General features: G+C 45.7%; 13 protein-coding genes. 1 reads left to right on the top strand and 12 read right to left on the bottom strand.

The window, feature by feature from the left end; genetic code table 11:
* Nucleotides 1-147: 147 nt before the first annotated feature.
* From K6V21_RS06615 to K6V21_RS06560, 12 genes are all read right to left on the bottom strand, one after another.
* A complete protein-coding gene (locus K6V21_RS06615) occupies nucleotides 148-2,661 on the bottom strand; it encodes an alpha-L-arabinofuranosidase C-terminal domain-containing protein (protein WP_224321291.1) in 2,514 nt (837 codons plus the stop codon).
* A 165-nt stretch (nucleotides 2,662-2,826) separates the two neighbouring features.
* Entirely contained in the window at nucleotides 2,827-4,395 is a 1,569-nt protein-coding gene (locus tag K6V21_RS06610; protein ID WP_217713056.1) for a glycoside hydrolase, read from the bottom strand.
* Nucleotides 4,396-4,506: 111 nt separating this feature from the next.
* Entirely contained in the window at nucleotides 4,507-5,853 is a 1,347-nt protein-coding gene (locus K6V21_RS06605) for a BT_3987 domain-containing protein (RefSeq protein WP_217713057.1), read from the bottom strand.
* Nucleotides 5,854-5,876: 23 nt separating this feature from the next.
* Nucleotides 5,877-7,892, bottom strand: coding sequence for a RagB/SusD family nutrient uptake outer membrane protein (locus K6V21_RS06600; RefSeq protein WP_224321290.1), 2,016 nt, complete (start codon nucleotides 7,890-7,892; stop codon nucleotides 5,877-5,879).
* A 26-nt stretch (nucleotides 7,893-7,918) separates the two neighbouring features.
* Nucleotides 7,919-11,086 carry a SusC/RagA family TonB-linked outer membrane protein gene (locus K6V21_RS06595; RefSeq protein ID WP_224322006.1) on the bottom strand — a complete coding sequence of 1,056 codons (3,168 nt, stop codon included), beginning with the start codon at nucleotides 11,084-11,086 and terminating at the stop codon, nucleotides 7,919-7,921.
* Nucleotides 11,087-11,298: 212 nt separating this feature from the next.
* On the bottom strand, nucleotides 11,299-13,731 hold the full coding sequence (locus K6V21_RS06590; RefSeq protein ID WP_224321289.1) for a glycoside hydrolase family 2 TIM barrel-domain containing protein: 2,433 nt from the start codon (nucleotides 13,729-13,731) through the stop codon (nucleotides 11,299-11,301).
* Nucleotides 13,732-13,880: 149 nt separating this feature from the next.
* Nucleotides 13,881-16,703, bottom strand: a complete 2,823-nt coding sequence (locus K6V21_RS06585; protein WP_224321288.1) for a LamG-like jellyroll fold domain-containing protein — start codon at nucleotides 16,701-16,703, stop codon at nucleotides 13,881-13,883.
* A gap of 166 nt (nucleotides 16,704-16,869) precedes the next feature.
* Nucleotides 16,870-20,811 (bottom strand): hybrid sensor histidine kinase/response regulator transcription factor, encoded by a 3,942-nt coding sequence (locus tag K6V21_RS06580; protein ID WP_224321287.1) that lies wholly within the window; start codon nucleotides 20,809-20,811, stop codon nucleotides 16,870-16,872.
* Between the two features lie 58 nt (nucleotides 20,812-20,869).
* The gene (gene dprA, locus K6V21_RS06575) at nucleotides 20,870-21,988 is read right to left on the bottom strand and encodes a DNA-processing protein DprA (RefSeq protein ID WP_224321286.1); all 1,119 of its coding nucleotides are present in this window, start codon (nucleotides 21,986-21,988) and stop codon (nucleotides 20,870-20,872) included.
* Between the two features lie 108 nt (nucleotides 21,989-22,096).
* The gene (locus tag K6V21_RS06570; RefSeq protein ID WP_007211574.1) at nucleotides 22,097-22,498 is read right to left on the bottom strand and encodes an acyl-CoA thioesterase; all 402 of its coding nucleotides are present in this window, start codon (nucleotides 22,496-22,498) and stop codon (nucleotides 22,097-22,099) included.
* A 27-nt stretch (nucleotides 22,499-22,525) separates the two neighbouring features.
* Nucleotides 22,526-23,809 carry a peptidase U32 family protein gene (locus K6V21_RS06565; RefSeq protein WP_044263059.1) on the bottom strand — a complete coding sequence of 428 codons (1,284 nt, stop codon included), beginning with the start codon at nucleotides 23,807-23,809 and terminating at the stop codon, nucleotides 22,526-22,528.
* 101 nt (nucleotides 23,810-23,910) lie between these two features.
* Nucleotides 23,911-24,369: a DUF2059 domain-containing protein gene (locus K6V21_RS06560; RefSeq protein WP_149926140.1), complete on the bottom strand. Its 459-nt coding sequence runs from the start codon at nucleotides 24,367-24,369 to the stop codon at nucleotides 23,911-23,913.
* Nucleotides 24,370-24,459: 90 nt separating this feature from the next.
* Between K6V21_RS06560 and dusB the strand changes: the two genes are divergently transcribed.
* Nucleotides 24,460-25,446 (top strand): tRNA dihydrouridine synthase DusB, encoded by a 987-nt coding sequence (gene dusB, locus K6V21_RS06555; RefSeq protein ID WP_224321285.1) that lies wholly within the window; start codon nucleotides 24,460-24,462, stop codon nucleotides 25,444-25,446.
* Nucleotides 25,447-25,497 lie beyond the last annotated feature (51 nt).

Genomic DNA, 25,497 nt, shown 5'->3' with positions numbered 1-25,497 from the left:
CATAAGGATAAGAAATCATGCAAATCTGCCGCATGTATATGCATTCCATTCTGCGGTACAATTCTATTTCAGGCTTTCAGCAAACGGCATAAGTCAAAAAAAAGGCGCTTTTGATGACGTATTGCATCAAAAGCGCCTCTATACTTATCATTTCGCCTTCACTCTCAATATAGTATATGAGAATGGCGGGAAGGTATAATCGAAGCTCTTTCCAAAGCCTTTGTATTCGCTTTCCTTCGGAGAGATCTTCATTGGTTCTTCAAACGAGTTCTCATCCATGTCACTGGCTGCGGACAGAGAAATCACTTTACCGGTCTTTTCCACGTCGTCCACTCCATCCAGTTTGATCCGTAACGGATAGGGCTGAGCCTCTGAGTTCACTACTTTCACGATCACCTCACCAGTTGCTTCATCATAACCGGAAGAGAAGAACTGAAGCGGAGTCGTCTCCGGGGCATGGGCCAATATCAGTTTGCCATCCATAAAGAGTTCGCTCTTCTGAGGAGTAACCACCAGTTTCGCGTCGTACCATTTATCGGTTTCGAGGCTCTGAGGTACCCGGTCGCCTGCCACACCGGAAGTGCGTCCGCCCGTGACTTCTTCTACAGCCGTCGTTCCATTGTTCCATCCGGCAACGTTATACACAAAGCCTTTGTTACTGTCTTCCGACAAGCCGAAATAGAGGAAGAAACCTTCGTTACCGCCTTCTTTGCGAACCTTGAACTCCAGTGTAAACTGGTTGCCATTGAAGCCATCGACAATGTATTTCGCAGGTTCTCTCAGAGATGTTTGCTTCAGCAGACCGTTATCCAGACTCCATTCGCCTTCTTTCTTCACCGCCTTGTTAAGATCAATATCAATGGGCGCTCCATCTGCTCCGGTCAGTTTCACGTCCTTGAATTCAACTTGTGTATGCCAGGAGCCGAAGCCGAAACGTCCTTCATTATAATCGGCTATCCGTGGAGTACTCATAGTCATATTGCTCTTTACATTGTAGGTCGGACGGTTTTCAGCCGCCATCTGTTGTACATAGTAAGAACTGCGCCCCAATACCTGGTCCGTATCCAGCCAAATGAGGTTGACAGCCCATGAACGGTCGTTCCGGTTCTCCAGAAGCGGGGCATACGAAGTCATCTTCACCAGATCGCCGTTGCGCTCCATACCGGAGATAAAGGCGGCTTCCGAGAGGGCGGCACGCATATTTCCACCGCCTACATTGGCGTTACAAGCATATTCACCTACATAGACATCGTATTTTCCACGCGGATGGTTATCAAAGACAGTCGTGTTCTGGAAGAAGAATTCCGGATTCACGTACCAGTGCGGGTCGATCATATCCGTTTTGGCAATCTTACCCGTTCCACCCAAACCGTGATTGGAAATCAGGATCAACTCGGGATATTTCGCTTTGATAGCTGTATAGAAGATATCGAAACGTTTGTCATACTCATCGCCCCAGTTCTCATTACCAATCTCCACGTATTGCAACGGGAAAGGTTCGGGATGGCCCTGTTCGGCACGCTTGGCACCCCATTCGGTAGTCACGTCACCGATAGCATACTCGATGGCATCCATGCAATCGTCCAGATAGTAATCTATCTTACTCTCCGGTGAAGCGTCTCCCATGCGATACTGGCAACCCAGACCGACGTTGCAGACGAACATTGCCTTTGCATCGATATCTTCACAGAACTGCAACATTTCGTGATAGCCGAAACCGTACGAACAACGATAGCCCCAGGTACTGTATTCTCCCGACCGTGCGGCAGGATCGCCCAGAGACTTCTTCCATTCAAAACGGTTCTCCAACGAGATACCTTCTACCACACAGCCACCGGGCCAGCGTACAAAGGCGGGGTGCAATCCTTCCAAGATTTCAGCTACATCTTTCCGCAGTCCATTCGGACGGTCGCGGAAAGTTTTTTCGGGGAAGAGGGAAACATAATCTACATAGACTGTACCCGGAGCGTCAAATTCCAAAGCAAGCTTTCCTTTGGCAGAAGTTGCCGTAGGTTGCATTGCCAGGTTCAGGTCGTTCCATTGTCCGGCAGCAGTTATATCAACAGGAGCGGAAGCCAGCACTTCACCTTGCTCGGACAGTAACAGGGCAGTCACTTTTCCCTTGTAATCGGAAGCAGGGCGGATAATGGTACGCAACTGATAAGAGTTGTCTTTCACCAGATTCATCCCCCAGTATCCTTCGTTTACCAGGCGAACAGGAGTTGAAGCATTTTTAATGGTTACCTTCAGATTGTTCGGAGCCGTGGAGAACTTGGGTTGTTCCTTGGTCAGTTTCATTTCCGCAGCATCCTTTGTGTTCAGAGTCCAGCCTGGCACCGGTTCGGTAGTCCAGCGGAAACTTCCTTCTCTCACTTCACCCGAAATGTGGTTACACACTTTCTTCGGATGCAGCACATCACCCTCGGCATAGTAACCTTCGGGCATTTCCAGTTCCTCGAAACTACGGTTCTTCACCAGTTCGGCATACAAGCCACCGTCGCCCGCATGGTTAATCTCTTCGAAGAAGATACCATACATGGATGGCGCAACTTCAGCACCTTTCTCTTGTAGGTTGATTACAAGTTCTTCCTTCGGCGTAGCGTCCTTGCAGGAACTCAACAAAAGAGCAACCGCGGCGAAGGGTAAAAAAATCTTTTTCATAAGCCTGTTTATTTATCGGTATTAGATATATAATGTTCCACATGCAAAAATAAACTATATCTTCCAAGAACAGGGTATATAAAAACATCAAATAGGTGGACATTTCAATTCATAATCGCAATTCTCAGCTAATTTCGGAACTGATAACTAAAGTTTTATTATGCATCAGTTTCCGGAAACAAATGTTGTTACCGAACGGGCGGGGATCACCGCTACCTTTTTATTCTTCAGCTTTCCAACAGGCAAAAGGTCTTCTCCGGCTACATCCGACGTACGATAACCTTGCCATGACTGCACCTTCGGATCGTTTACATCGACAGTGAATTCCTGTTCCCGGTCGGCATAGTTGATGACCACCATTGCCCATTGCCCGTTGGCATTCCGATAGGCAGAACACATTAATCCCTGCTGATCGGTATCGCCATCCCGGATAGCTTTTCCTTCTTTATCAGTAGTTTCAACAGACATACGTACAGCGCCCGGACGTATGAAGCGGCTGTAGTTCCCCAATATCCACATCAGCTTGGAGTCTTCCACCCTGCCGTCTTGTAAATCGGAGTCTGTATACTCACGGATCAGTCCGTCTTTGTAATCACCGCCAATGGCACGCCACCATTGCCAACTACGAGCACCTGCATAAACGATGTCGTGGTGAATGATACGCGCCACATAAAGTGCGGTCTTCATGGTTCGGTCAAATCCATGTCCGCCACCGATTTCCTCGTCATTACCCATGATACAGGTTTCGGACTGCCAGAAGTCCACACCGTATGTATCCAACGTATTCCGCAACCGGAGGCGATAATCACGCAGCATGTTCAGTGGGGTAGTAGTCCAGTAGCTATGTCCTGAAATAAGAGGGAGCACATTCGGGGTATTGCCCAGATAAGTATCCACGCTATCAGGGCAGAAGAAAGATTGTATCTCATATCCGCGTTCATGGTCGGTCATATGGGTAGCGAACATGCAGCGGTAATCTGATGCTTCACAAATGGTGATTCCCGTATGAATACCTTCCTTTACAAACTCTTTACTGATAAGGCGTACGGCCCGGGCTATCTCTTTCTTTGTAGCCGGAGTGCCTTCCTGCTTGGGACCGATCCAGTTCCAGTGTCCATCCGGTTCATTGAAGGGAGAAAGATAATCGAACTTGATGCCATCTTTCTTTTCAACTCCCTTTATCACGTTTGCCAGGAAACGGGCAAAGTCTTCATAGTGTTCATTCTTCAGATTGAGTGTACCATCGCGTCCGGTATTAGTGGCAAGTCCGTTTTGAGTGAAATAAACGGGAGGGGAATTCAGAAAAGCGAGGAATTTACTGACTCCGCGTTCCTTCGCCAACCGAAGGAAGTTGCGTTGACCTTCCTGTTTATCCCAGTTATAACTCCCGTCCGGCTGCAAGAAACATTCGGTACGCATCCAGGGAGAACCAATCTGGCTGGCGTCGCCCTGCTCCGTGCTCCCTGCACCCAGATTGAACCGCCACAGGGAAAGACCGATACCTTTGGGCTTCCCGTTCGCGTCGTTTTCAGTACTGAACAACCAGTCGGCTATCTGTTTTTGTTTCTCTTCGGGCCATTTTCCCAAAACATGCATACTCCAGGCATCCGAAGCACCGAAATGTTCCATCACCTGCAAGGGTTGTTCGGTAACAATTCTGTAATTTATGTCCGCACGCTGTGCACACGAAGCACATACTACTGTAAAGACCAGTAATAACACTTTGTATCTCATCCTTTTCTATTTTACTGAATAAAAAAGAGATAGTTCGTCTTTCTCTCTTTCGAGGGAAAAGAGTCCCTATCTCTCTTTCACTATTGTTATAAATCAGTTATTGCAATCTGCTTATTCCAAGCCATACGCATAGACTTCTGACAAAGAGCAATATCCGTCTCTAAAGCTATCCGTCATCTTTATCTTAATGTAGCGTCCCTTTGTCGGAGTCACAGCAAAAGTCTGAGCTTCGAGTATCTGTTGCATATTGAATGCTCCTACCTTTGTCCAGTTCTCCTTATCAGAACTAATATAGAATTCACCGGCCTTCGTATCTCTGTTACTATCATGCTGTCTTTGCATCAAGGCAAGCTGAGTGAAAGTATATTCCTTCTTAGTATCGATAATCAGCTCATACGGGAGAGGAATTCTGTTACCGGTCTGCCAGGTAGAATGCCAGAAAGTGGAAAGATTATCATCCAGCACACATCCGGCCACACCATTTCCGGCACCTTCACCCGTCAACTCTTCCGTGTCGGCTTCTGCCGTCCATCCGGTGCGACTCAGCTTATGGCCCATGATGCGGAATGCCAGCGGAGCTACAGCCTTTGCTTCAGATATCTCAAACTGAGAAACTTCCACAATCTTAACGGGCAGCATATAGTCTCCCGTTGCCAACTGGTCGCCTTTAATGGTAACTTCCAGTTCCATATTCGTAGTGCCATTGGGAAGGGTTATCATCTCCGGAACAGTATAAGTTCCTTCAGGCAGAGCCTTGAAGTTCGTTCCATTATCTGCATTGTACTCTGCAATATATTCCTCATCAACTACAAATCGACATTCCAAATCCCATTTATTATCTGTATCAAGACCGAATTTTACTTTCTCCGTAAATGTAGAGACAGAACCATACTCCAATTGTTTCACTTCTACATCCGAATTGGCAAAACCAATGGCAGGTGTAATCACCCCTGTCAGTTTCAGGAACAATTCATTCTTCTCGGCATTGATAGAGTCTGTTTCACTGGTTACTTGTAAAGGTAATACCCATACGGCTTCCGGATCAGTCTCCATAGCTGCTTTTACACTCTGAGGTTTCAGGAAGATATTTACCAGCTTATACCGGTCGGCAGACGAAAAGTCCAACGTGGTTGCATCCAGTGAATAACAGTTCTCACCTATCAGCTTATAGTTCGTTCCTTCCGGTTCGCTATATTCCTTGTCAAGTTCCGCTTGCGTCAGCACACTGACTTTGACACTGGCAGTCAGACTGGGATCACTTCCGGACTTAACTACGGAAAGAGTATACTTATTATCTTCATCCGTATCATACAACGTAAGATCCTGCTTACCGCTATTATTCACATACAGTATTTTATGGTACTCTTCCGGTACCAGTTGGTCCAAATCATATTTTGATTCGCTGCAGGCACCCAGTAGCACCAGGCCACCCATCAACAATATTGTTCTTATTTTCATAAAGCTTTGTTATTAGAGATTGATTAATATCCGGGTGCCTGTACTAACTGAGGGTTACTGTAAAGCTCATCCATGTCACTTCTTGACCAAACGGGCATCAAATACAATTTGTCATCCCACTTGAACGGTTGGTTAACCAGGGTCGGTTTGTTGAAGTCCTCAAAACTCGGATTCACACGAAGACCATCCAGACCGTAGCGCATACCGGCTTTCAACATCTGAGGAGCAATTGCCCAACGACGCAGATCATAGTAGCGATGTCCCTCTTCGAAGAGTTCAACGAACCGTTCATTGCGCACCCAGTCAGTCAGAGTCATGCTGCCTGTTACATCACTTCCAGTCAGTTCGGAAATACCGGCACGGCGACGAATCTCATTCAGATTAGCAAGGGCTTCACCCTCATTATCCAACGCTGCATAGCATTCTGCCAGATTCAGGTAAAGTTCGGCCATACGAATCAACGGACGCCGGGGAGCTGTGTGCTGACGGGTACCATCGGCACCAAAGTAAATATTAGGATCAATGAACTTCTTCGACAGATAACCGGTTCCCGCACAGTTACGGGTATTACTTGTGTTATATCCGTTTGTATTGGTATTTTTCAGGTTAATCCACAACGGATTGCCATTATTAATCTTCGAGCTGTATTGAGTACCGTCAAATACAATCCACGCATAGAAACGGGCTTCACGCTTAGCGTGCATCTTGATAATGTCATTCTTCACATCTTCACCGTCCAGATTATTGGTTGCCAGAGCAGGGCTTTGAGCGCCTTCATAGAAACGGGTATACCATTCTTCCTCAGGATAGAAATTGGGGTCCTGTGCCGGCAACTTACCGTTCTCAGTATAGAAGTGCTGTACAGAATACAACGTCGGTGCCATAGCTGCCCAACCTCCTACATAAACTCCATTACTTCTCTTCACTACTTTGTTCGGCAAACGACAATCCGTACCTTCTCCGCCATTCTGAGCGTCCAGTTCAATACGTTGTGCCCAAATCAGTTCCTTGTTATTATCGCCTTCATTGGCAGTAACCATATATTGGAACATGCGTACACGTTCTTTGAACTCACGGTTTTCCTCAGTGTCTTCTTCACGTCCCGGGATGAAAGGAAGAGCTATTCCGTCACGGTCAGCTTTCTTGTTTGCCGTTTCAATGTCAAAGAGTTGATAACCGGCTTCCTTAGCAGCAGTCAAGGCTTCCTGACAAGCAGTAAGGGCACGTGTCCATTTCTCGCGGTCGTAACTGGAACTTACCAGTTCGTTACCATAACCGTCTGTCTCATAATTCTTATTCTTCCATTCCGGATTGGGGAACGAACCGTTCCACAACGGAGAAGCGGCATACAATAATATACGGGCTTTCAAGGCCTTAGCCATAGTAGAAGTGGCACGACCCAATTCATTGTTAGGACGTGTTGCAGGAAGTGCACGGGCTGCATCATCCAGCTTGCCCACGATAAAATTCACACAGTAATCGAAGTGTGAACGTCCTGGAAGGTCTGAACTGGTAACATTCGGGTCTACTTTCTCAGGAATAATAGGACAGGGACCGAAAGCTTGAAGCACACGGAAATGATAATAAGCCTCCAGGAAATAACATTCACCTTTGTACTCTTCTTTATCTTCTGCCGTAACTCCCACTGGTTGCAAGTCATCAATCAGGCTCAGGAAATGGTGTACATACCCTAACCAGTTATAACTGGGAATCCAGATATTCATATCATCCCCTCCCCAACCGTTGGAATATGCCGGAGAAATAGTTCCCCACGCCACTTGTTGCTGCCAGTTGGAGTAAGCATAAGGCTGAATAATCTCATCAGCAGACTGCTCAAAAGCATGATAATGATAAGGAGTAGAACGCGGAGTACCGCCATAGCAAGTATACAAGAAAGACAATGTAGCTTCTTCATCTTTCATGGTGTCTTTAAAATCAGCCTGTGCAGGCGGAATGACATCTAGATAATTGCATGATACCAGGCAGCAGGAAGCTATCAATACCTGCGCCATTCGGGATATTTTATATGTTAGTTTCATACTTCAATAATGTATTAGATTGTTTCTTAGAATGTAAATTGAACGCCCAGATTGAACGTGCGTGACAACGGATAAGCATTCCATGCCAATTCAGGATCCCATAATTTGAATGGGCTGAATACCGCCAGGTTATCGCCACTGAGATAGATACGGCAATAAGGCAGTCGATAGCCAATTTCCAACGTCTTGAAGCGGAGGAAGTTTCCGTTGCGCAGCCAGAATGTACTGGGCTGAATGTTATTGGTAACATCGGCTTTGGTCAAACCCAAACGGGGATATGCTGCATTCGGATTCGGATTGTCTACTGACCAATGGTCGTCTGCAATCCACTGCATCAGATTTCGGGCCAGTGTTTCACCTTCTTCACCATCTCCACCGCCAGAAAGGAAGGGAGCGATTCCACTGTTGATCATTATCTTACGTTTAGCCGAACCATTGAAGAACACACCTAAGTCAAAGTTCTTGTAGACAATATTCAAACCGAAACCATACTGGATACGGGGATGCCAGTCATAAGATGAAATCATCACCTGGTCTTCAGTAGTAATTTGTCCGTCACCGTTTATATCACGGTATTTGATATCACCCGGCATGATGTTGGCACCCAGTTGTGATTGGTCCGGTGAGTTGGCAATTTCTTCTTCGCTTGTGAACAATCCCTCGGCAATATAACCTTTAACAGTGTTCAACGGTTTGCCGGTATTGGTTTGCCAAACATACGGATAACTGGGTTCATCCACATATTTATATTCATTCTGATTGTAGGTAAAGTTACCGCGAAGATCTAACGTCAGGTCTTTTCCAAACTGTTTCGTCCAGTTCAGGCTTAACTCGAAACCTTGGTTTTCTACTTCACCAATATTACTCCAGGGTTTTGATCCCCAATATCCCAACATAGAAGGCCAGGAAGCACGTGACATCAGGATGCGTTCACGTTTGTCATGGAAATAGTCGAATGTAATGTTCAGCTGGTTAAACAACATCATGTCGAAACCGATATCGAACTTCTTCACATGTTCCCAACCTGCGTCCTGCACCGCTAATACATAGAATCCGGGACCTTTCTTGCTGATTTCACTCGTAGGAAGTCCGGTCCAGAAGTTGTGTGCTGAGCCAATACCAATATTATTCTGATAGAGGAAGTGTGGAGCTCCACTGGCAAAGGCATCACTACCTACCAAACCGTAAGAACCTCTGATCTTGAAGTGATTGATATACTTGCTTATCGGCTCCCAGAAGTTTTCAGAACTTGCTACCCAACCTGCTGACACAGCCGGGAAGAACTCAAAACGATGACCGGCAGCCAAGCGTTCGGAACCATTATAGCCAAAGTTGAACTCAACCAGATATTTACTGGCATAATCGTAAGTCACACGACCGGAATAACCTTGATTACGGTTCGGCAATACATCGCTACGATATTCACGCATCATATACATTGCCATTGCTGTCAGGTTGTGATCACCGAAACTACGTTTCCAGTCCAGACGGGCATCGAAGTAGAAAGTCTGGTCCGAATTACGACCAATGCCGGATTGGCTCAGGAACTGATCTCCGGTCTGCAACAACTGATAATCATATTCGCCGGTTTCAGGATTATAGGAACCATCTTTCACCTTATATATATTAGACTTGATACTACGGGTATATGAAGTTTCCGACCAGTTTTTAAAATTCACCAGTGCTTTCAGGCTCAATCCTTTGGTAATAACACTCAAGTCCTGATTCAAAGCCAATGAAGTATTCAGGGTATTGAAGTTTACTTCCTTGAAAGAACTCATCATATATTCATACGGATTTATTCCCAATACGCCCGGTTTAATCTCTGCACCACCAAAGCGAATGAAACCGTCATCCCCATCCTGCTGTGGAAAATAAGCGGGAAATTCCACCGGATTGGTACGCATAACCCTCTTGTACAAGTCATTGCCTATATTATAGTTAGGACCTTGCATATTACCGATCTGTGCCATCATGCGCAAATCAATGGTAGTGGTATTGGTCAGTTTATAGGAAATGTTGTTCTGAAAATTATATTGCCACTGGTTGATATTGGGATTATAGAAGTAATCCGGTGCATCGAGGAGACCTGTATCATGGTTAGCCTGGAGGCTCATATAGTAAGTTACACGCGAACCACCACCCGATACATTCACATTAGCACGTTGGTTATAATTACCCGAACGGAATATCTGATCGAACCAGTCTACATCGGGATATGCATAAGGGTTAGTGCCCAATTCCGTATTCAGAATCTGGTCTTCACTATACTTGGGAGAGGTGATCGGGGTCAAACTTCTGGCCTGTTCCGCTTCATTGTAAGCCCGCATATAGGTAGCGCCATCAGCAAATTTCGGCACATTTGTCGGACGGAAGTAAGAAGCTTCCAATGAAACATTGATAGTAGCTTTCGTATTCTCCTGCCCCTTCTTCGTAGTTACCAGCATTACACCGTTTGCACCGCGGTTACCGTAGATAGCAGTTGCCGAAGCGTCTTTCAATAAAGAAAAGCTTTCGATGGATTCTGCCGGGATACGGTTCAGATCGGCAGATGAAATTTCGATGCCATCCAACAAAATCAACGGAGTAGCCACACCACCGAACGTATTGATACCACGGATATAAAATTCTGAAGTAGAACCCGGTTCACCACTGTTCACCATGGATACCACACCGGCAAGTTTTCCGGCAAGTGAACTGGTCAATGAAGAAGAAGGTGCCTTTAATGTAGATCCTTTCACGGTAGCAATAGCACCTGTTACAGATACTTTTTTCTGTGTACCCTGACCTACAATCACTACTTCATCCAACATTTCATTGTCCGATGCAAGCTTCACGGTCATTACACCCAAGTCACCTACCATCAGTGTCTGCGTTTTGTAACCGATATAAGAAAATACCAGTTCCGTCTTACTCGTTACGGAAATCTGAAACTTACCATCAATGTCGGTAATGGTACCTCCATCTTCACCTTGCACTTTCACATTTACACCAATCAAAGTCTCTCCGGTAGAGGAGTCAACTACAGTTCCTACCAAAGTACGTTTCTGCGGTGTTGTACTTTGAGTCGTTATTTGCACTGAAGAATTATCCGATTCCGCAAAGGCAGAAGAGGGATAATTGCAAATAAAACCAGTGCAAACGAGCAGGCCGGCAAGGACTCTCCGATTGTTTCTTACTAATACTGATTTCATCATCTTACTAGATTAAAGTTTAAAAATTAAGTTAGCTTCTTTTATTATCTTTTCCGATATTTATCTTGTTTCACAGCGCTTATATATAATAATATCTGCGACAGAAAAAAATCGCATAAACCCTGCAAAGATAATATACAAGAAAATGTATACCTAAGTACTTATACAGGTTTATGCCAGTTTCTTCGCAAAACTTATCTTACTATCGCTTTTTAGTAGGTTGTTATTACTATGGAAGCATCTTCCAACCCTTTTGCAGAGACCTTTACCTGTATGTCTCCCTTTTCTCCATCAGGCTGAACGATGGCAATGGCCCTTCCCCTGAATGTATTTGGAGTAAGTGAACGGAAACTTTCCATATCGGCATAGGCAGCATTTCCACCTGCTATGACGGTTCCTTTACCCGTACATTCGATTTTGACAGGCAGAGAAGCTTCGGGAACTACGTTTCCATTCTTGTCCACCAGCTCAATCTTGACGTAGGAAAGATCATTCTTGCAAGCCTTTATTTTACTGCGGTCGGCAATCAAACGGATAGCCGCAGGGTCTCCGGTAGTCTTTAATACGAATTCCTCCTTACCTTTTGAGTTCACTGCTTTCAAAGTTCCCGGTTCATAGGGTACATCGAAGGTAGCTGTGTAGTTCTCTTTACCCGTTTCTTTTTCTCCGATAAGCTTGTCGTTCAGATAGAGTTTCACTTTCGGAGAACGGCTGTATACGTTTACTTTCATCACTTTTCCTTCGCAGCCCGTCCAATTCCAACTCACCAACTCATTGGGCCAGCCCCAACCGTTCACCACTTCTTTCTTGCCTTCGGGAACAGGGGCATGGACTGCCATAGTAATGGGACGCTCGCGCCACAACACATCACGATAATAAGATTGAGGCTTCTTGTCGCCACAAAGGTCAATATCACCGCACCAACCATTATACCAAGGCCAACCCATAAACTGCGTATCATGCTCGCCCTCTTTCAGATACAAGGCATGAGCCAATCCGGCTTCACCCAGATAGTCAATAGCGGTCCACACGAAATCACCTATTACATAAGGATGCTTTTCTACCAAATTCCAGTTCTGGGCAGCTTCTTTCGGATAAGACTCACTACCATAGATCACACGATCGGGATAGGCAGCATGATCGCTCTCATATTTCCACCAGATATAATTGTAGCCTGCCACATCCAAATTCCTGAATATCCGGTAGGAATCTTTGTCCCAACTAAACTGGCGTCTGTCCCAGAAGTCATTGGAACCGATGGTTGTGAAACGGGATGTATCGTACTTGCGGACGGTATTCACCAGTCTTTTGGAAATCAAGTCTCCCTCAGGTTCATCAGCACGTTGCTCTACCTCGTTACCGATACTCCACATAATGATAGAGGGATGATTCCGGTCACGACGGACAGATGCAGCCAAATCCCAGTCGCTCCACTCATCGAAGAACTGATGATAGTCCTGCTCGCGTTTAGCTTTCTGCCATTGGTCAAAGGTCTCATGAATCACCAGCATACCTAATCTGTCGCAAGCATCCAGAAAATGCTCAGATACTTGATTGTGGGCACATCTGACGGCATTGTAACCGTTAGCTTTCATCAGTTCCACTTTCCGCTCTTCAGCACGATCAATAGCAGCGGCTCCCAAAAGTCCGTTATCATGATGTATACAACCGCCTTTCAGCTTCATCGGCTTACCATTCAGCAGGAAACCTTTCTCAGCAGAGAAAGAAAGGGTGCGGATACCAAAAGGAACAGATATCTTATCATATTCCTTTCCGTCTGAAGAGAGGGATACTTCCGCTGTATAGAGCACAGGGGTATCTATTGACCATAACTCGGGCTTTTTAAGAGAGAAAGATGTGGCCACCGGAGTTCCTTCAGAGAGCATCACGTCCTGTGAAGTAGAAAACACTTCGTTTCCGGCAGGCGAATATATTTTAATACCTATTTTACCTGATTGATTTTGCAGGCCCTCGTTATGTACAATAGTAGATAATTTAATCACAGCTTCCTTTTTCTGCAGTTCGGAAGCATTGACGAAAGTATCCCATTTATCCAGATAGAGTTTATTTGTTTTTATCAACCATACATGGCGGAAGATGCCCGAACCGGCATACCAGCGACTATTGCGTCCGGCGTTCACCACTTTCATGGCAATCACGTTCGGAGTACCGGGAGCATTCAGATAAGGAGTGATGTCTACACGATAAGAGGTATATCCATAAACATTGTAGTTGGCTTTCTTACCATTGATCCATAGCTCGGACTGATTGTATACTCCTTCAAAATAGAGGACAATACGTTTATCAGCATCGCTTCCTGCAAGAGTGAGTTCTTTTCTGTACCAGCCTTCACCGCCAACGGTCTGTCCCGTATCGATGTCACCTTCGCTCATGCGAGAGAAAGGGCCGGTAGTAATGCCTTGTTTTTGAAAAGACAATGGTTCAACGCTCCAGTCATGGGGAAGATCAAGAACTCTCCAACGACTATCATTATATTCCGGTTGTTCGGCATTGGCTACGATGCCTAAATGAAATTTCCAGTTACTGTCAAAAAGAGTCTTCCGGTCGGATGCATGAAGCGCAGCGTCCGGCAATAATGTGAATAACATCACACAAGAAAGAAGTAATTTGCTTACTGTTCTCATAATACTAATATGATCTAAGTTTAATTATCCAAGGGCAAAGCAAGTGATATTTAATTAGAAGATAGGCACAAAAACAGGTTATCGAAGGGGCAAAATCCTTTCATGAAACGTTTTTATACCCTGATGAAAGGATTTTATACCCTACTTATTTAATGCCTCACTGCAAACTTACGTGTAACTGACCGGTTGTTATCAACAAGCCTCAACAGATATAGACCGGTAGGGAGTCCGGATACATCCAACGTAGTAACACCGGAACCAGCCGCCTCATGAGAAAGTACCGGAACTCCCTGCATATTATAAATACTGAGAGATACTCTACCCGATGGCTGGGCAGGTGTATAAGTAACCTGTAGTTTCTGATCGGCAGGCAAAGGGCCGATAAACAATTCATCATCGGAAATCTGCAAAGTAATGATACCTACCGATTCCCCCTGGGCTACTTTCTTTATATCCTCTGCTGATAACTCATAATTATAAACTCTGAAATCATCGATACTTCCTTTAAACATCGGATCGGATACAAACTGACTACGACCGATATAGTTCAGACAGGGACGGATATCCATCGGACGGATAGTAATATCCCCGGATGAAACAGCCAGTTCTCCATTCACATAAATCCGTACCTCCGCTTCTCCGATAGTTAATGCCAAATGTACCCAATTGTCAATGCGTATGGGGGAAGGTAAAACGGTTTCCAGAGCCTGTTCTTCCGCACCGTTTTTCATTGCAAAACGAAGAGACTGTATATTGGAACTATAAGTAAGGAACATATATTGATCTTCACCACTACCAAAGTCGAAGACACGTTGCCAGTCTGCACCACCATCCCACTTCACCCAAGTAGAAACTGTCAGATTCTGATGATTGGCAATATCCGTGGGTAATTGCAGAAATTCCGTTGAGCCGTTAAGTTGTACAGCTTTGTTTATTTTTCCATCAGTAAACGTTGCTTTTTTCAGGGATGCACCATGATTCAAATTTTCCGTCTCGTCCAGTAAATCTCCATCAAAAGCATAATGTGCTACTAAGGCATGCACATCAGTAATAGTGGCAGTTACTTCCTGTGACTTCGGCGAACTGTTCAGACAATTATCATTGGCTTTCACCGTGTAATAATAGCTCTTCCCCGCTAAGGCCTTATGATCTACAAAACTGGTTTCTTTTACATTACGCGCAATGATCTCGTAAGCTCCACCGGATGTTTCGGAACGTAGCACAGTGTATTCTGTAGCATCGGATTGTTTGTTCCACTTCAACAAAACAGATGCAGATTGCCTTTCCGTCGTCAGTCCGGTTGGAGTAGCTAAAGATTTGATTTCAATTTTAGAAGCCGGGGCAGGTACCAGACGCCATTGCAGCCGTTCATCATTACTTCCTTTTTTCGTACCTTGCTGCACATTGAAAGCGTCCTCTCCTTCTTCCAAATACAAAGCACTGTGGCGACTACGGATATAAAACCATCCATCTCCGGCATACTCCAATGCCCACTGCTGATTGCTGCCATTACTGGCACCATAGATGGCGATATTCCCACCGTCCTCCAACGACCAATTCCAGATGTCGAATGACATCCCATTTATGGGAGACGTAATACAGAAATAGCTGAAATCTCCACCGATACGGCTGGAAACCGGACGGACATACCAACGCTGATAAGCCTTGGAAGCGTCAAACTTTCCGGTCTTCACGTTGGTGCCCTCCGCCGTGTTGCCCTGGGTTATTTCAACTGCCCGCTGAGTACTCCGGTTTATCAGTACATACTGTCCGTCTATCACCGGCTGAATATCTTCTCCCCAAGTAATATTGACCACCCGTTCGGCATTCTGCTGTTCTTTGTCCTGATAAGAAATTCCTCCGGGCATTTCCAAATAGAACTCACGCTGCGGACCATATCCGTCATAGAATACATCCTTCTCTTTGGATACAAAACGATAGGTTGTCGTTTTAGCCTGACGTTCCGAAACGCCTCCAAAAGCCTGAACCTTACTGCCATCCTTAGACCGATAGACAGAAGCTGCCGTCCAATTAGGACGATGTTCAGCATATGCCAGCCGTTCTCCACCCCGGCTAATCTTGCAGAATTCACCACGGGCATACTCCGCACTTCCCCACCAGATACCGGTCTGCAACCCATACTCCAGACCCACCATCGCCTCCATCACGTTGTGCATCTCATCATTCATGGCCATTTTTCCATCCTTGCGAACCGTCTCGTAGAAATCAGCGTAACCATTGAATTCACCGGCAAGCTGATGGGTATTTCCCTCATCAAGTTGCTCTTTGAGGTAGTTATACCACGGCAGTGCTTCATCACAATTCAGAGTATTTCCCCCACAAATCCGAATATTCTCGAAACGGGGATTCGCTCTCAACTCCACAGCAATCTTATAGAAATCCGCTTTAGTGCCTTGTCCTGTATAGGTATAATCCGGTTCATTAAATGGAGCCACTGAAATCACCTCGTATCCTGCATCCTGAAAATAACGAGTATGCAAATCCATCATCTGAGCCCAAGCCTGGGCGTTACCTTTATAAGAATCGTCAATCTTAGGGTGATCGCTATTTATAGCTAACTTGGGTTTAGGAGAGACAAAGTCCAGTAAACCAAGTCGTGTTTGTATATGTTCTTTCTGATCAGCTCCCAAATCTCCATCCACAATGGGATCAGTGGGGCGAAAAGAAACGCGCACTATATCTACTGTTTCCATAAATCCCTGGCCACGGCGGATATTTCCCTCATCTTCCCAAGCCGTATCCAATCCCCATTCCACAGGGCGGACTACTCCTTGTTCACTGAGGCGGAAAGGTACAATGCGGTCAGCAGCAGGTTGTGCCGTTATCTGATCACTTGCGGCATTTGTCTGGGCAGACAAAGAAGAGAATCCGGCGCCTAATGCTAATACAGTAAGTAATAGTACTGATTTGTTTCCGGATGATTTTCCATGACGGATACTGAGGTTCTTCATAACTATGTTTGATTTAAGTTTGGGTATCTGACAACAAATCAACTCATATCTTATGAAAAAGAAGGTACAGAAATCATTTATAGAAGGGGAGAGATTCTGTCATGACCCGAATTTACCCCTTGATAACAGGATTTTACCCCTGTATGTAGCATTTATATACTAAAAATTAAGGGGTGTTTTTCTGAAGATATTCACTCGGCGTCACACCGAATTCATCCTTGAAGCACCGGGTGAAGTATTTGGGGCTGTTGAATCCTACAGCATACGCCACCTCGGATATAGTATGCGAGCGGCTGAACAACATCATGCAGGCACGCTTCATCTTAATATTCCGTATAAAGTCCAAAGGAGTCATTCCCGTCATCGATTTTATCTTACGGTAAAGGGTAGACTTAGACATATTCTTCTCCGCAGCCAACTGTTCCAGATCGAATTCAGACTCTTCCAGGTGTTGTTCGATGCTACTGATGATGGATTGCAGGAACTGCTTATCCGCCGAGGGATAGGCCAGACTTTCCAGATTCAGGTTCTCTTCCTTACGGAAAGCCGCCTGACGCATCTTCGAAGATCGGATAAGGTTATCCACCCGGGCAAAAAGTATCTTCAACTCAAAAGGCTTGGCTATATATCCGTCGGCGCCCGCTTCATAGCTGGCAACACGGTCCTCAATACCATTCTTAGCCGTAAGTATGATGACAGGTATATGGTTGAAACGCAAATCACCCTTCATACGTGCACAAAGTTCCCAACCATTGGCATCGGGCAACATGACATCACAAATGACGACATCCACCTCATTATTCTTCAACTTATCCCAGGCTTGTTGCCCGTCTGCGGCTGTCAGTACAGTATATCGTTCCCTGAACATCTCTTTCATAACGAACAGCAATTCCGTATTGTCGTCAATCAACAATATAGCCGGTTTATCCACCTCATCAGACGAGGCATAATCTTCCATGGGCACATCATCCGTACCGGTCTGCAACACCATTGTCTCATCAAGCAATTCATCCGGAGAGTAACTTTCTTTGTCAACAGGCAGCTTTACAGTGAAACAAGAGCCTTGTCCTAAAACGCTTTCCACGGTGATAAGGCCATGATGCAAGGTTATCAAATCTTTCGTTAGCGAGAGACCGATTCCGTTCGACTCGATTCCCCGGTTCTTCTTACTGTTATAGAAACGGATGAATATCTGTTCCAGTTCTTTCTCAGAAATACCAATGCCCTCATCTTCCACTTTCAACACCAATATCCGATGTTCCGCTTCATTCACTACTCGTACATCAACAGTGATACGCCTGTTCTCAGGAGTATACTTCATGGCATTGGACAGCAAATTATGCAATATCTTATCCAGCTTATCAAAATCCACATAACCATGTGCTTCCTCCGCTTCAAAACGAGTATCCAGCGTGATGTTCTTCTTCAATGCAAGCGGTTGGAAGTTTACCTGGCAGATGTTCAGGACAAACTCACGGATATCTCCTTCCGAAACGTTCAGTTTCAGTTTCCCCACATCCATCTTGCGGAAATCAAGCACTTGCTGTATCAGTCGCTTCAACTTCTCCGCATTAGCCTTGAGCATGACGGACTGCTGTCGCACGGCAGGAACCTTCTGATCCAGATAATCCGATATGCAGGATATGACGGTAAGCGGTGTCAGCAACTCATGGGAAACATTGGTGAAGTAAGTCAGCTTGGTACGCGTCAGTTCTTCCTGCAATCTCACTTCACTCTTCAGTTTAATGCGACGCATATAAAGCCGGATTACCACATAGAAGCACAATCCGATGAGAATGACATAAACAAGATATGCAAACCAGGTTTCATAGAAGGCAGGCTCTTTCACAATGGTCAGCAATACTTCGCCTTCAGTCCACTTGCCCCGCTCATATTCCAACTTCAAACGGAGTTTATACGTTCCCTTCGGCAGGTGGTTATAGAAGGCGGAATTTCTGTTGGTATCCGAATAGATCCAATAATGATCCACCCCCTCCAACTGATACGCTATGCGACATCCCGCATTCAGCGAATACAAAAGCGAAGAAAAGAAAATCTCAATATTCCGGTCATCCGGACCAAGGAAAATCTTATGTATCGTATTCTCTCCCGAGGCTTCCGCATTGCCGAAGAAGATACTTTTGTCTTCAACTTTGACATCTGTGATATGCAAGCTCGTAGGAACCCTGTTCACCGCCGATGCATTACCGGGACGAATATGTATGAATCCGCGATGTCCGCCTACATAGAGTCCGCCCCAACCGTCCAGGCTGATAGCCTTATACCTGAAAACATCTACCATAATGTTATCATCAACAGTAGAATAGTGCTGAAAAGTCTGCGAATCAATATTATATTGAAGTACTTTCTTATTGGTGATAATCCACACACTGTTCTTATCGGAAAGTAATCCTAATACAGTACAGTCATCTATCTCATTATCCAGTGATACATTTTCAAACTTATGCATCGTTTCGTCAGACCGCAGTATTCTTCCCAAAGTAGTGTTCAGCCACAGCCGTCCTTTCCGGTCAATGCAGACACTGTTCACTTCTTCCTTTTCCAAAAGAGAAGAAATACTGTCTTTCAGTTCACAGGTAATCCGCCCGTCGGCACAACTCAGCCGATAGATTTTGCTCTCGTGAGACAACCCTAAAATTTCTCCCTTTACATCATTGAACAGGGAAGTCATTACCGGAACGTCACTACCCGAGACTACCAAGTCATCTTTATCAGGACGTTTCACATTTATATCCGTCCACTTGGATATCCACAGATTACCATCCTTATCCTCAACCAATCCTGTAACTCCGCCTATATTAATGTCTTCTTCTACCCTCACCTTCATGTTCCGTTGCGTCAGCCTCATCACGTGCGGAGTCTGACTCAGGTTGACCCAGACACCGGGTTTATGAAGAGATCTGATAATGGCATTAACCTCACCTATGCCTGTACCGGCAAACATATCCCGTGAGAAATCGTACATACACAATTCGTACCTATCCTGCCTGAACCACATGGTGCTGTCACTTCCCTGGCAAAGGTTCAAGACATTGGCATCCCATCCCATCTCTTCCTTCAATTGCGGAAGAAGATAATTGTCAATGTTCGAATTATCAAAAAAGATAGTGTACGCCATATCATACGAAGGCAACCACAGATTGCCCTCCCTGTCCTTGCATATCCGGGTATACATCATGTGCGTATCAACCAGATGATTTATATCCACCTTTTCCAGTATTCCCGCATCTGTGTATTTAAACGCATGGAGCCCAGCGTACGAAAGCAACCAGAGATAGCCAAACGTATCATCCTGCTCTATACTGAAAAGAATGGATTCAACGCCGGTTTCTTTATTGTTCGAAGCAGCTATATTATGTTTCTTATAGTGTCCTCCTTTCTGTGCATTGGGAAAGAATTGCCACAAACCTTCCCCCCATGTGCCGATCCAGTAGTTACCGGAACTATCCTGATGCATAATATATGCGGTATGTCCGTTACCCAGTGGCGGATAACGGAAAAAAGAATCGGTTTCGGGCTCATATCTGAATATACCCCGTGATCCCACTGCCCAAAGTTGCTTTTGCTGGTCTGCGTAGATATTGCTGATAGCATATCCCTCCTGAATATTTCCAACTTCATACTCCTTTATAATATGCGCGGTAGAATCGCATCGGTATATCACTCCACCGGCGCTTACCCAAACATTCCCATCCTTGTCCACTGTTATGGCATCCACCACCTTATCCAGAAGCCGTGCATCTGAGAAAGGAGTAATCCGACAGGTCTGCTTATTATACAGGTTCAGCCCTTTCCACGTACCGATCCATACATACAGATCATTGTCATTAATAGCAGTAATTCCATTGTCAGTCAGCAGATTCTGATTTTTATAGTCTGTACGGAATGTATTTAACTGATAGCCGTCATAACGTGCCAGGCCATTCGTGGTACCTATCCAGAAGTATCCTTCCCTATCCTGATGAATACTGAAAATCTCATTGGAAGAGAGTTGGTTGAAGAATGGAAATTGTCTGGAGAACATGTGCTGTGCGCTTACGGACAGTTCTCCAATAAACAGAAGTATAAAAAAGGACAGGTACTTCATAGCGTTATGACTGGTTGTGGGAACAAAGATATGAAAAAATATCATTCTAAGGGGTGGCTTATGTTAATAAATGATAGACCCCACCCACCAATGCCCGCACCACGCCCTTCATTTCCAGTTCAAAAAGCAGAGCTGTCATACGATTCACCGGAATATTGGATTCCACTACCAATACGTTGATATGCAGGTCGCCCAGACGTGTAAGGATGCCGACCACAAGTTCTTCTTCCTCTGTCAGTTCAAGAAAGAGACTGCGTTGGATGCCCTCATGTTTGGCTGTTTCCTCTTCGGCAGTCCAACCCATCGCTCGCATAAAATCATCGGCAGACTGGATGAGAGCTGCTTTATTATCACGTATCAGTTGGTTACAGCCCATAGACAAGGGATCGGTGGCACGACCGGGAACAGCGAAACAATCGCGATGATAGTCTACAGCAAGGTCTGCCGTAATCAGCGAACCACCTTTGGAGGCAGACTCTACAACGATGGTTGCGTCAGTCATACCTGCCACAATACGGTTACGACTGACAAAGTTATGCCGGTCGGGATTAGTTTCGGTGAGGTATTCGGTAAGGAGTCCACCGTTATCCAACATATCAATGGCAGTTTTACGGTGAACATAAGGATAGATACGGTCCAGTCCGTGAGCAAGGACAGCCACGGTGGAAAGGTTGTTTGCCAAAGCAGCGCGATGGGCATGGATATCGATGCCATAAGCCAGACCGCTGACTACCAGCACATCAGGATAATGAGAGGAAAGATCACGCAGGAAATCTACACAGAATTGCTTGCCATACTCTGTGGCATTACGAGTACCGACCATATTGATGACGCGAAGACGATTGAAATCGGTATGTCCTTTGAAGAAGAGGACGACCGGAGCGTCTTCACACTCGCGCAAACGGGACGGATAAGCTTCATCTTTGAGAGTCAGACAAGTGAGGCGATTCTTCTCCACGAACTCCATTTCGTGTTCGGCACGCAGGAAAGCGGCAGGATTATCAAGGGCAGTGACTATAGTAGGGTTCACACCAGGGAGCAATTCTGGCAGTTCTTTACGCTGAGAAAAGACTCCGGCGGCACTTCCAATACCGTCTATTAAACGTTTTGCCCCGATATGTCCTATACCGGGGCAAAGCGTGAGGGCTATACTGCAAATTCGTTCGTCGTTGTTCATGGTTATATTTTAAACTCACCACAGAGTAACACTGAGTCTCACAGAGTTTTATTTTTTTAATGTGAATAATTACCTCTGTGAGACTCAGTGTTACTCTGTGGTGATATTTTAGAGGTATGCCTCAAATATCTCATCAAAAAGCTTACTGTCACTCAGTCGTCCATTCACCAGACACACCGTTTCGACTGTTGCTTTTATGACTACTTTATCATCACTCTTCCGAAAAATATCCTGATAAAAAACATACTTGATGCCTTCTTTTTTCATGTAGAGTTTGGAAATAAACTCATCACCGCTCTTCAGAGGAGTTTTAAACGCCATGTTGATACGTGCCACTACGGGGTCGACTCCCTGTTCGTGCAATCCCGCAAAACTGACACCGGTAGATAGCAGAAACTCATGACGGGTATGCTCCAGATAGTGCTGGTAATTTGCATTATTCACAATGCCTTGCAGATCACACTCGTAATCGCGCACCTTCATCTCTAACTCATAGATATACTTTTCCATATTCAATATAACTGTATCAAAAGTGTATCATCCACGTGTTTTCTCAATATCCAGTCCCTTGAACTTCTTCAGTTCTTCTGTAGAAACCAGCTTATAAAGTTTGTCACTAGGACGTATTTTGTCCGCTTTCATCGAGAAATGCTGTCCTTTCTTCACGGTTTGCACCGGTTTCAGGTCTACACGGGCTTCATCAAGCGTAGTGAATACTGCTCCTGTAGTGGGACCTGTAATCAGCAACTTGTCTCCCACATTCAGTTCGGCAGCTTCTACCAGGAACTCGGCAACACCGATATTAGAGAAGTATCTGATGCCCTTACCTACATATATCTTCCGTTCCGTAGCGGCCGATCCGTAGTTCTTCGTCCATTCTCCCAGACGTTGTCCAAGGTAATACCCATCCCAGAAACCACGATTGAATACAGTCTTCAGACGTTCATCCCATGCAGCTATCTTTTCATCTGTAAATGTGTCGTCCAGGTAAGAACGGATGGCTTCTTTGTAACATTCCACTACCGTTCGGACATACTCCGGACCACGGGCACGTCCTTCTATCTTGAACACGCGCACGCCTGCATCCAGCATCTTATTCATAAAGTGGATGGTCTTCAGGTCTTTGGGAGACATGATATATTGGTTGTCCACATCCAGTTCCACATCCGTCTCCTTATCACGCACCGTGTAAGAGCGACGGCACACCTGCATGCAGGCACCCCGGTTGGCAGAGTGGTTCATCTCGTGCAGAGAAAGATAGCATTTTCCCGACACTGCCATGCAGAGAGCACCGTGACAGAACATTTCGATACGAATAGGCTTTCCGCCGGGACCACAGATATTCTCCTCACAGATATGACGGTAAATCTCCGCTACCTGTTCCAGATTCAACTCGCGTGCCAGCACCACAACATCGGCAAATTGTGCGTAGAAGCGCAGGGCCTCCACATTCGAGATATTCAGTTGTGTACTGAGGTGTACCTCCTGACCGATCTGCCGCGCATAGCTCATCACAGCTACGTCCGCCGCAATCACCGCAGAGATACCCGCCGACTTGGCCGCATCTACGATAGTGCGCATCAATGCCAAGTCCTGATCGTAAATAATAGTGTTAACGGTAAGATAACTCTTCATGCCGTGCTCATCGCACGTCTGCGCTATTTCCCGAAGGTCTTCAATAGTGAAGGTATTAGCCGAACGGGCCCGCATATTCAGGTTTTCAATACCGAAATAGATGGAATCGGCACCTGCCTGGATGGCTGCCGCAAGTGATTCGCGCGAGCCGACAGGGGCCATGATTTCAAAGTCCTTTAAATCCATAAAATCATATATTTGTGAGCTACGAGTTACAAGCCACGAGTGCCTTTCGGAACATAGCGCAGCCACTTGTAGCCTGTAACTCGTAGCTCGTAGCTTTTAACTTACTTTCCCTGTGCCTGCAATTCCTGTTGAAGTTCGGTGGCAATCTCCATTCCCAGCTTTTGTCCTATTTGCATGCCCTCAGCCATCATGGCAGGAGTAGAAGCACCCAGTTTCTTTCCGACAGGCGATTCATAGAAAGCAACAATTTTCTTCAAATCATCCAGTGTCAGATATTTCTGATAAACGGGAGCGTAAAGTTCTGCCAGCTTACTGCCAAACTTTCCTTCCCATTTCTTCTGAAAACCGTCCCAGAAAGAAGCCGATGCCGATGACTGTTGTTTCAACATAGAAATCATCTGTGGCACCATAGCTTTTGCCGACGCCATAGAGCCGGATAGTTCCAGCATTTTTTCCAATGTAGCCTTGTACTCATCACTCGGTGCTTGTGCCGAAGCCGAAGGTGCGGCAGCAAACAACATTGCTACACACATCACAACTAAAACCAAACCTTTTTTCATAATTCCATATTAGTTAAATAAATGAATGATACAAAGGTAGGCTTTTTTCCGTATTTTTGCAGCGAAATAATCATTTAGTTCAATCGATTCATGAAGATAGGCCACATAGACCTGGGCGAACGCCCCATATTTTTAGCTCCGATGGAGGATGTCACCGACCCTGCATTCCGGTTGATGTGCAAGAAGTTCGGTGCCGACATGGTGTACACGGAATTCGTATCTGCCGATGCCCTGATACGCTCCGTCAGCAAGACCGAACAGAAGCTGAACATCAGTGATGAGGAACGGCCGGTAGCCATACAGATATACGGCAAAGATACCGAAACCATGGTGGAAGCCGCCCGCATCGTAGAAGAGGCGCGTCCGGATATTCTCGATATTAACTTCGGCTGCCCCGTGAAGCGTGTAGCGGGAAAGGGAGCCGGTGCAGGTATGTTGCAGAATATTCCCAAGATGCTGGAAATTACCCGTGCCGTGGTAGATGCCGTAAAGATACCGGTTACCGTAAAAACCCGCCTGGGCTGGGATGCGAACAACAAGATTATCGTGGAACTGGCAGAGCAATTACAGGATTGCGGCATTGCCGCACTCACCATACATGGTCGTACCCGTGCACAAATGTACACCGGTGAGGCTGACTGGACACTTATCGGTGAAGTAAAGAAAAATCCGCGTATGCATATCCCCATCATTGGTAACGGCGACGTCACCACTCCCCAAAGGGCAAAGGAGTGTTTCGATCTTTATGGAGTGGATGCCATCATGATAGGCCGTGCCAGCTTTGGCCGCCCGTGGATATTCAAGGAGGTGAGGCATTATCTGGAAACAGGTGAGGAGTTGCCACCACTAAGTGCCGGGTGGAAACTGGGTGTGCTGCGCCAGGAAGTGGAAGACAGCGTCAATCTGCTGGATGAAAGAAGAGGAATCCTGCATGTACGTCGCCATTTGGCAGCAAGCCCGCTATTTAAAGGAATACCTAACTTCCGGGAAACGCGTATTGCTATGCTGCGGGCGGAGACGAAAGAGGAATTGTTCCGCATATTCGATAGTATAGAGGGGACTCTATTCCCTGTGTAATGATACATTTCAGGCACGGACTGTATGGATAAATACACTGACTTCTTTTTA

The sequence above is a fragment of the Bacteroides cellulosilyticus genome, from assembly GCF_020091405.1.
In the GTDB taxonomy this organism is placed as follows: Bacteria; Bacteroidota; Bacteroidia; order Bacteroidales; family Bacteroidaceae; genus Bacteroides.
This window is presented reverse-complemented; position numbering and strand designations above follow the sequence as displayed.

What these genes read in the sequence shown, in the direction of transcription:
- K6V21_RS06615 (WP_224321291.1), bottom strand. Translation starts at nt 2,661, where the DNA reads ATGAAAAAGATTTTTTTACCCTTCGCCGCGGTTGCTCTTTTGTTGAGT.
- K6V21_RS06610 (WP_217713056.1), bottom strand. Translation starts at nt 4,395, where the DNA reads ATGAGATACAAAGTGTTATTACTGGTCTTTACAGTAGTATGTGCTTCG.
- K6V21_RS06605 (WP_217713057.1), bottom strand. Translation starts at nt 5,853, where the DNA reads ATGAAAATAAGAACAATATTGTTGATGGGTGGCCTGGTGCTACTGGGT.
- K6V21_RS06600 (WP_224321290.1), bottom strand. Translation starts at nt 7,892, where the DNA reads ATGAAACTAACATATAAAATATCCCGAATGGCGCAGGTATTGATAGCT.
- K6V21_RS06595 (WP_224322006.1), bottom strand. Translation starts at nt 11,086, where the DNA reads ATGAAATCAGTATTAGTAAGAAACAATCGGAGAGTCCTTGCCGGCCTG.
- K6V21_RS06590 (WP_224321289.1), bottom strand. Translation starts at nt 13,731, where the DNA reads ATGAGAACAGTAAGCAAATTACTTCTTTCTTGTGTGATGTTATTCACA.
- K6V21_RS06585 (WP_224321288.1), bottom strand. Translation starts at nt 16,703, where the DNA reads ATGAAGAACCTCAGTATCCGTCATGGAAAATCATCCGGAAACAAATCA.
- K6V21_RS06580 (WP_224321287.1), bottom strand. Translation starts at nt 20,811, where the DNA reads ATGAAGTACCTGTCCTTTTTTATACTTCTGTTTATTGGAGAACTGTCC.
- dprA (WP_224321286.1), bottom strand. Translation starts at nt 21,988, where the DNA reads ATGAACAACGACGAACGAATTTGCAGTATAGCCCTCACGCTTTGCCCC.
- K6V21_RS06570 (WP_007211574.1), bottom strand. Translation starts at nt 22,498, where the DNA reads ATGGAAAAGTATATCTATGAGTTAGAGATGAAGGTGCGCGATTACGAG.
- K6V21_RS06565 (WP_044263059.1), bottom strand. Translation starts at nt 23,809, where the DNA reads ATGGATTTAAAGGACTTTGAAATCATGGCCCCTGTCGGCTCGCGCGAA.
- K6V21_RS06560 (WP_149926140.1), bottom strand. Translation starts at nt 24,369, where the DNA reads ATGAAAAAAGGTTTGGTTTTAGTTGTGATGTGTGTAGCAATGTTGTTT.
- dusB (WP_224321285.1), top strand. Translation starts at nt 24,460, where the DNA reads ATGAAGATAGGCCACATAGACCTGGGCGAACGCCCCATATTTTTAGCT.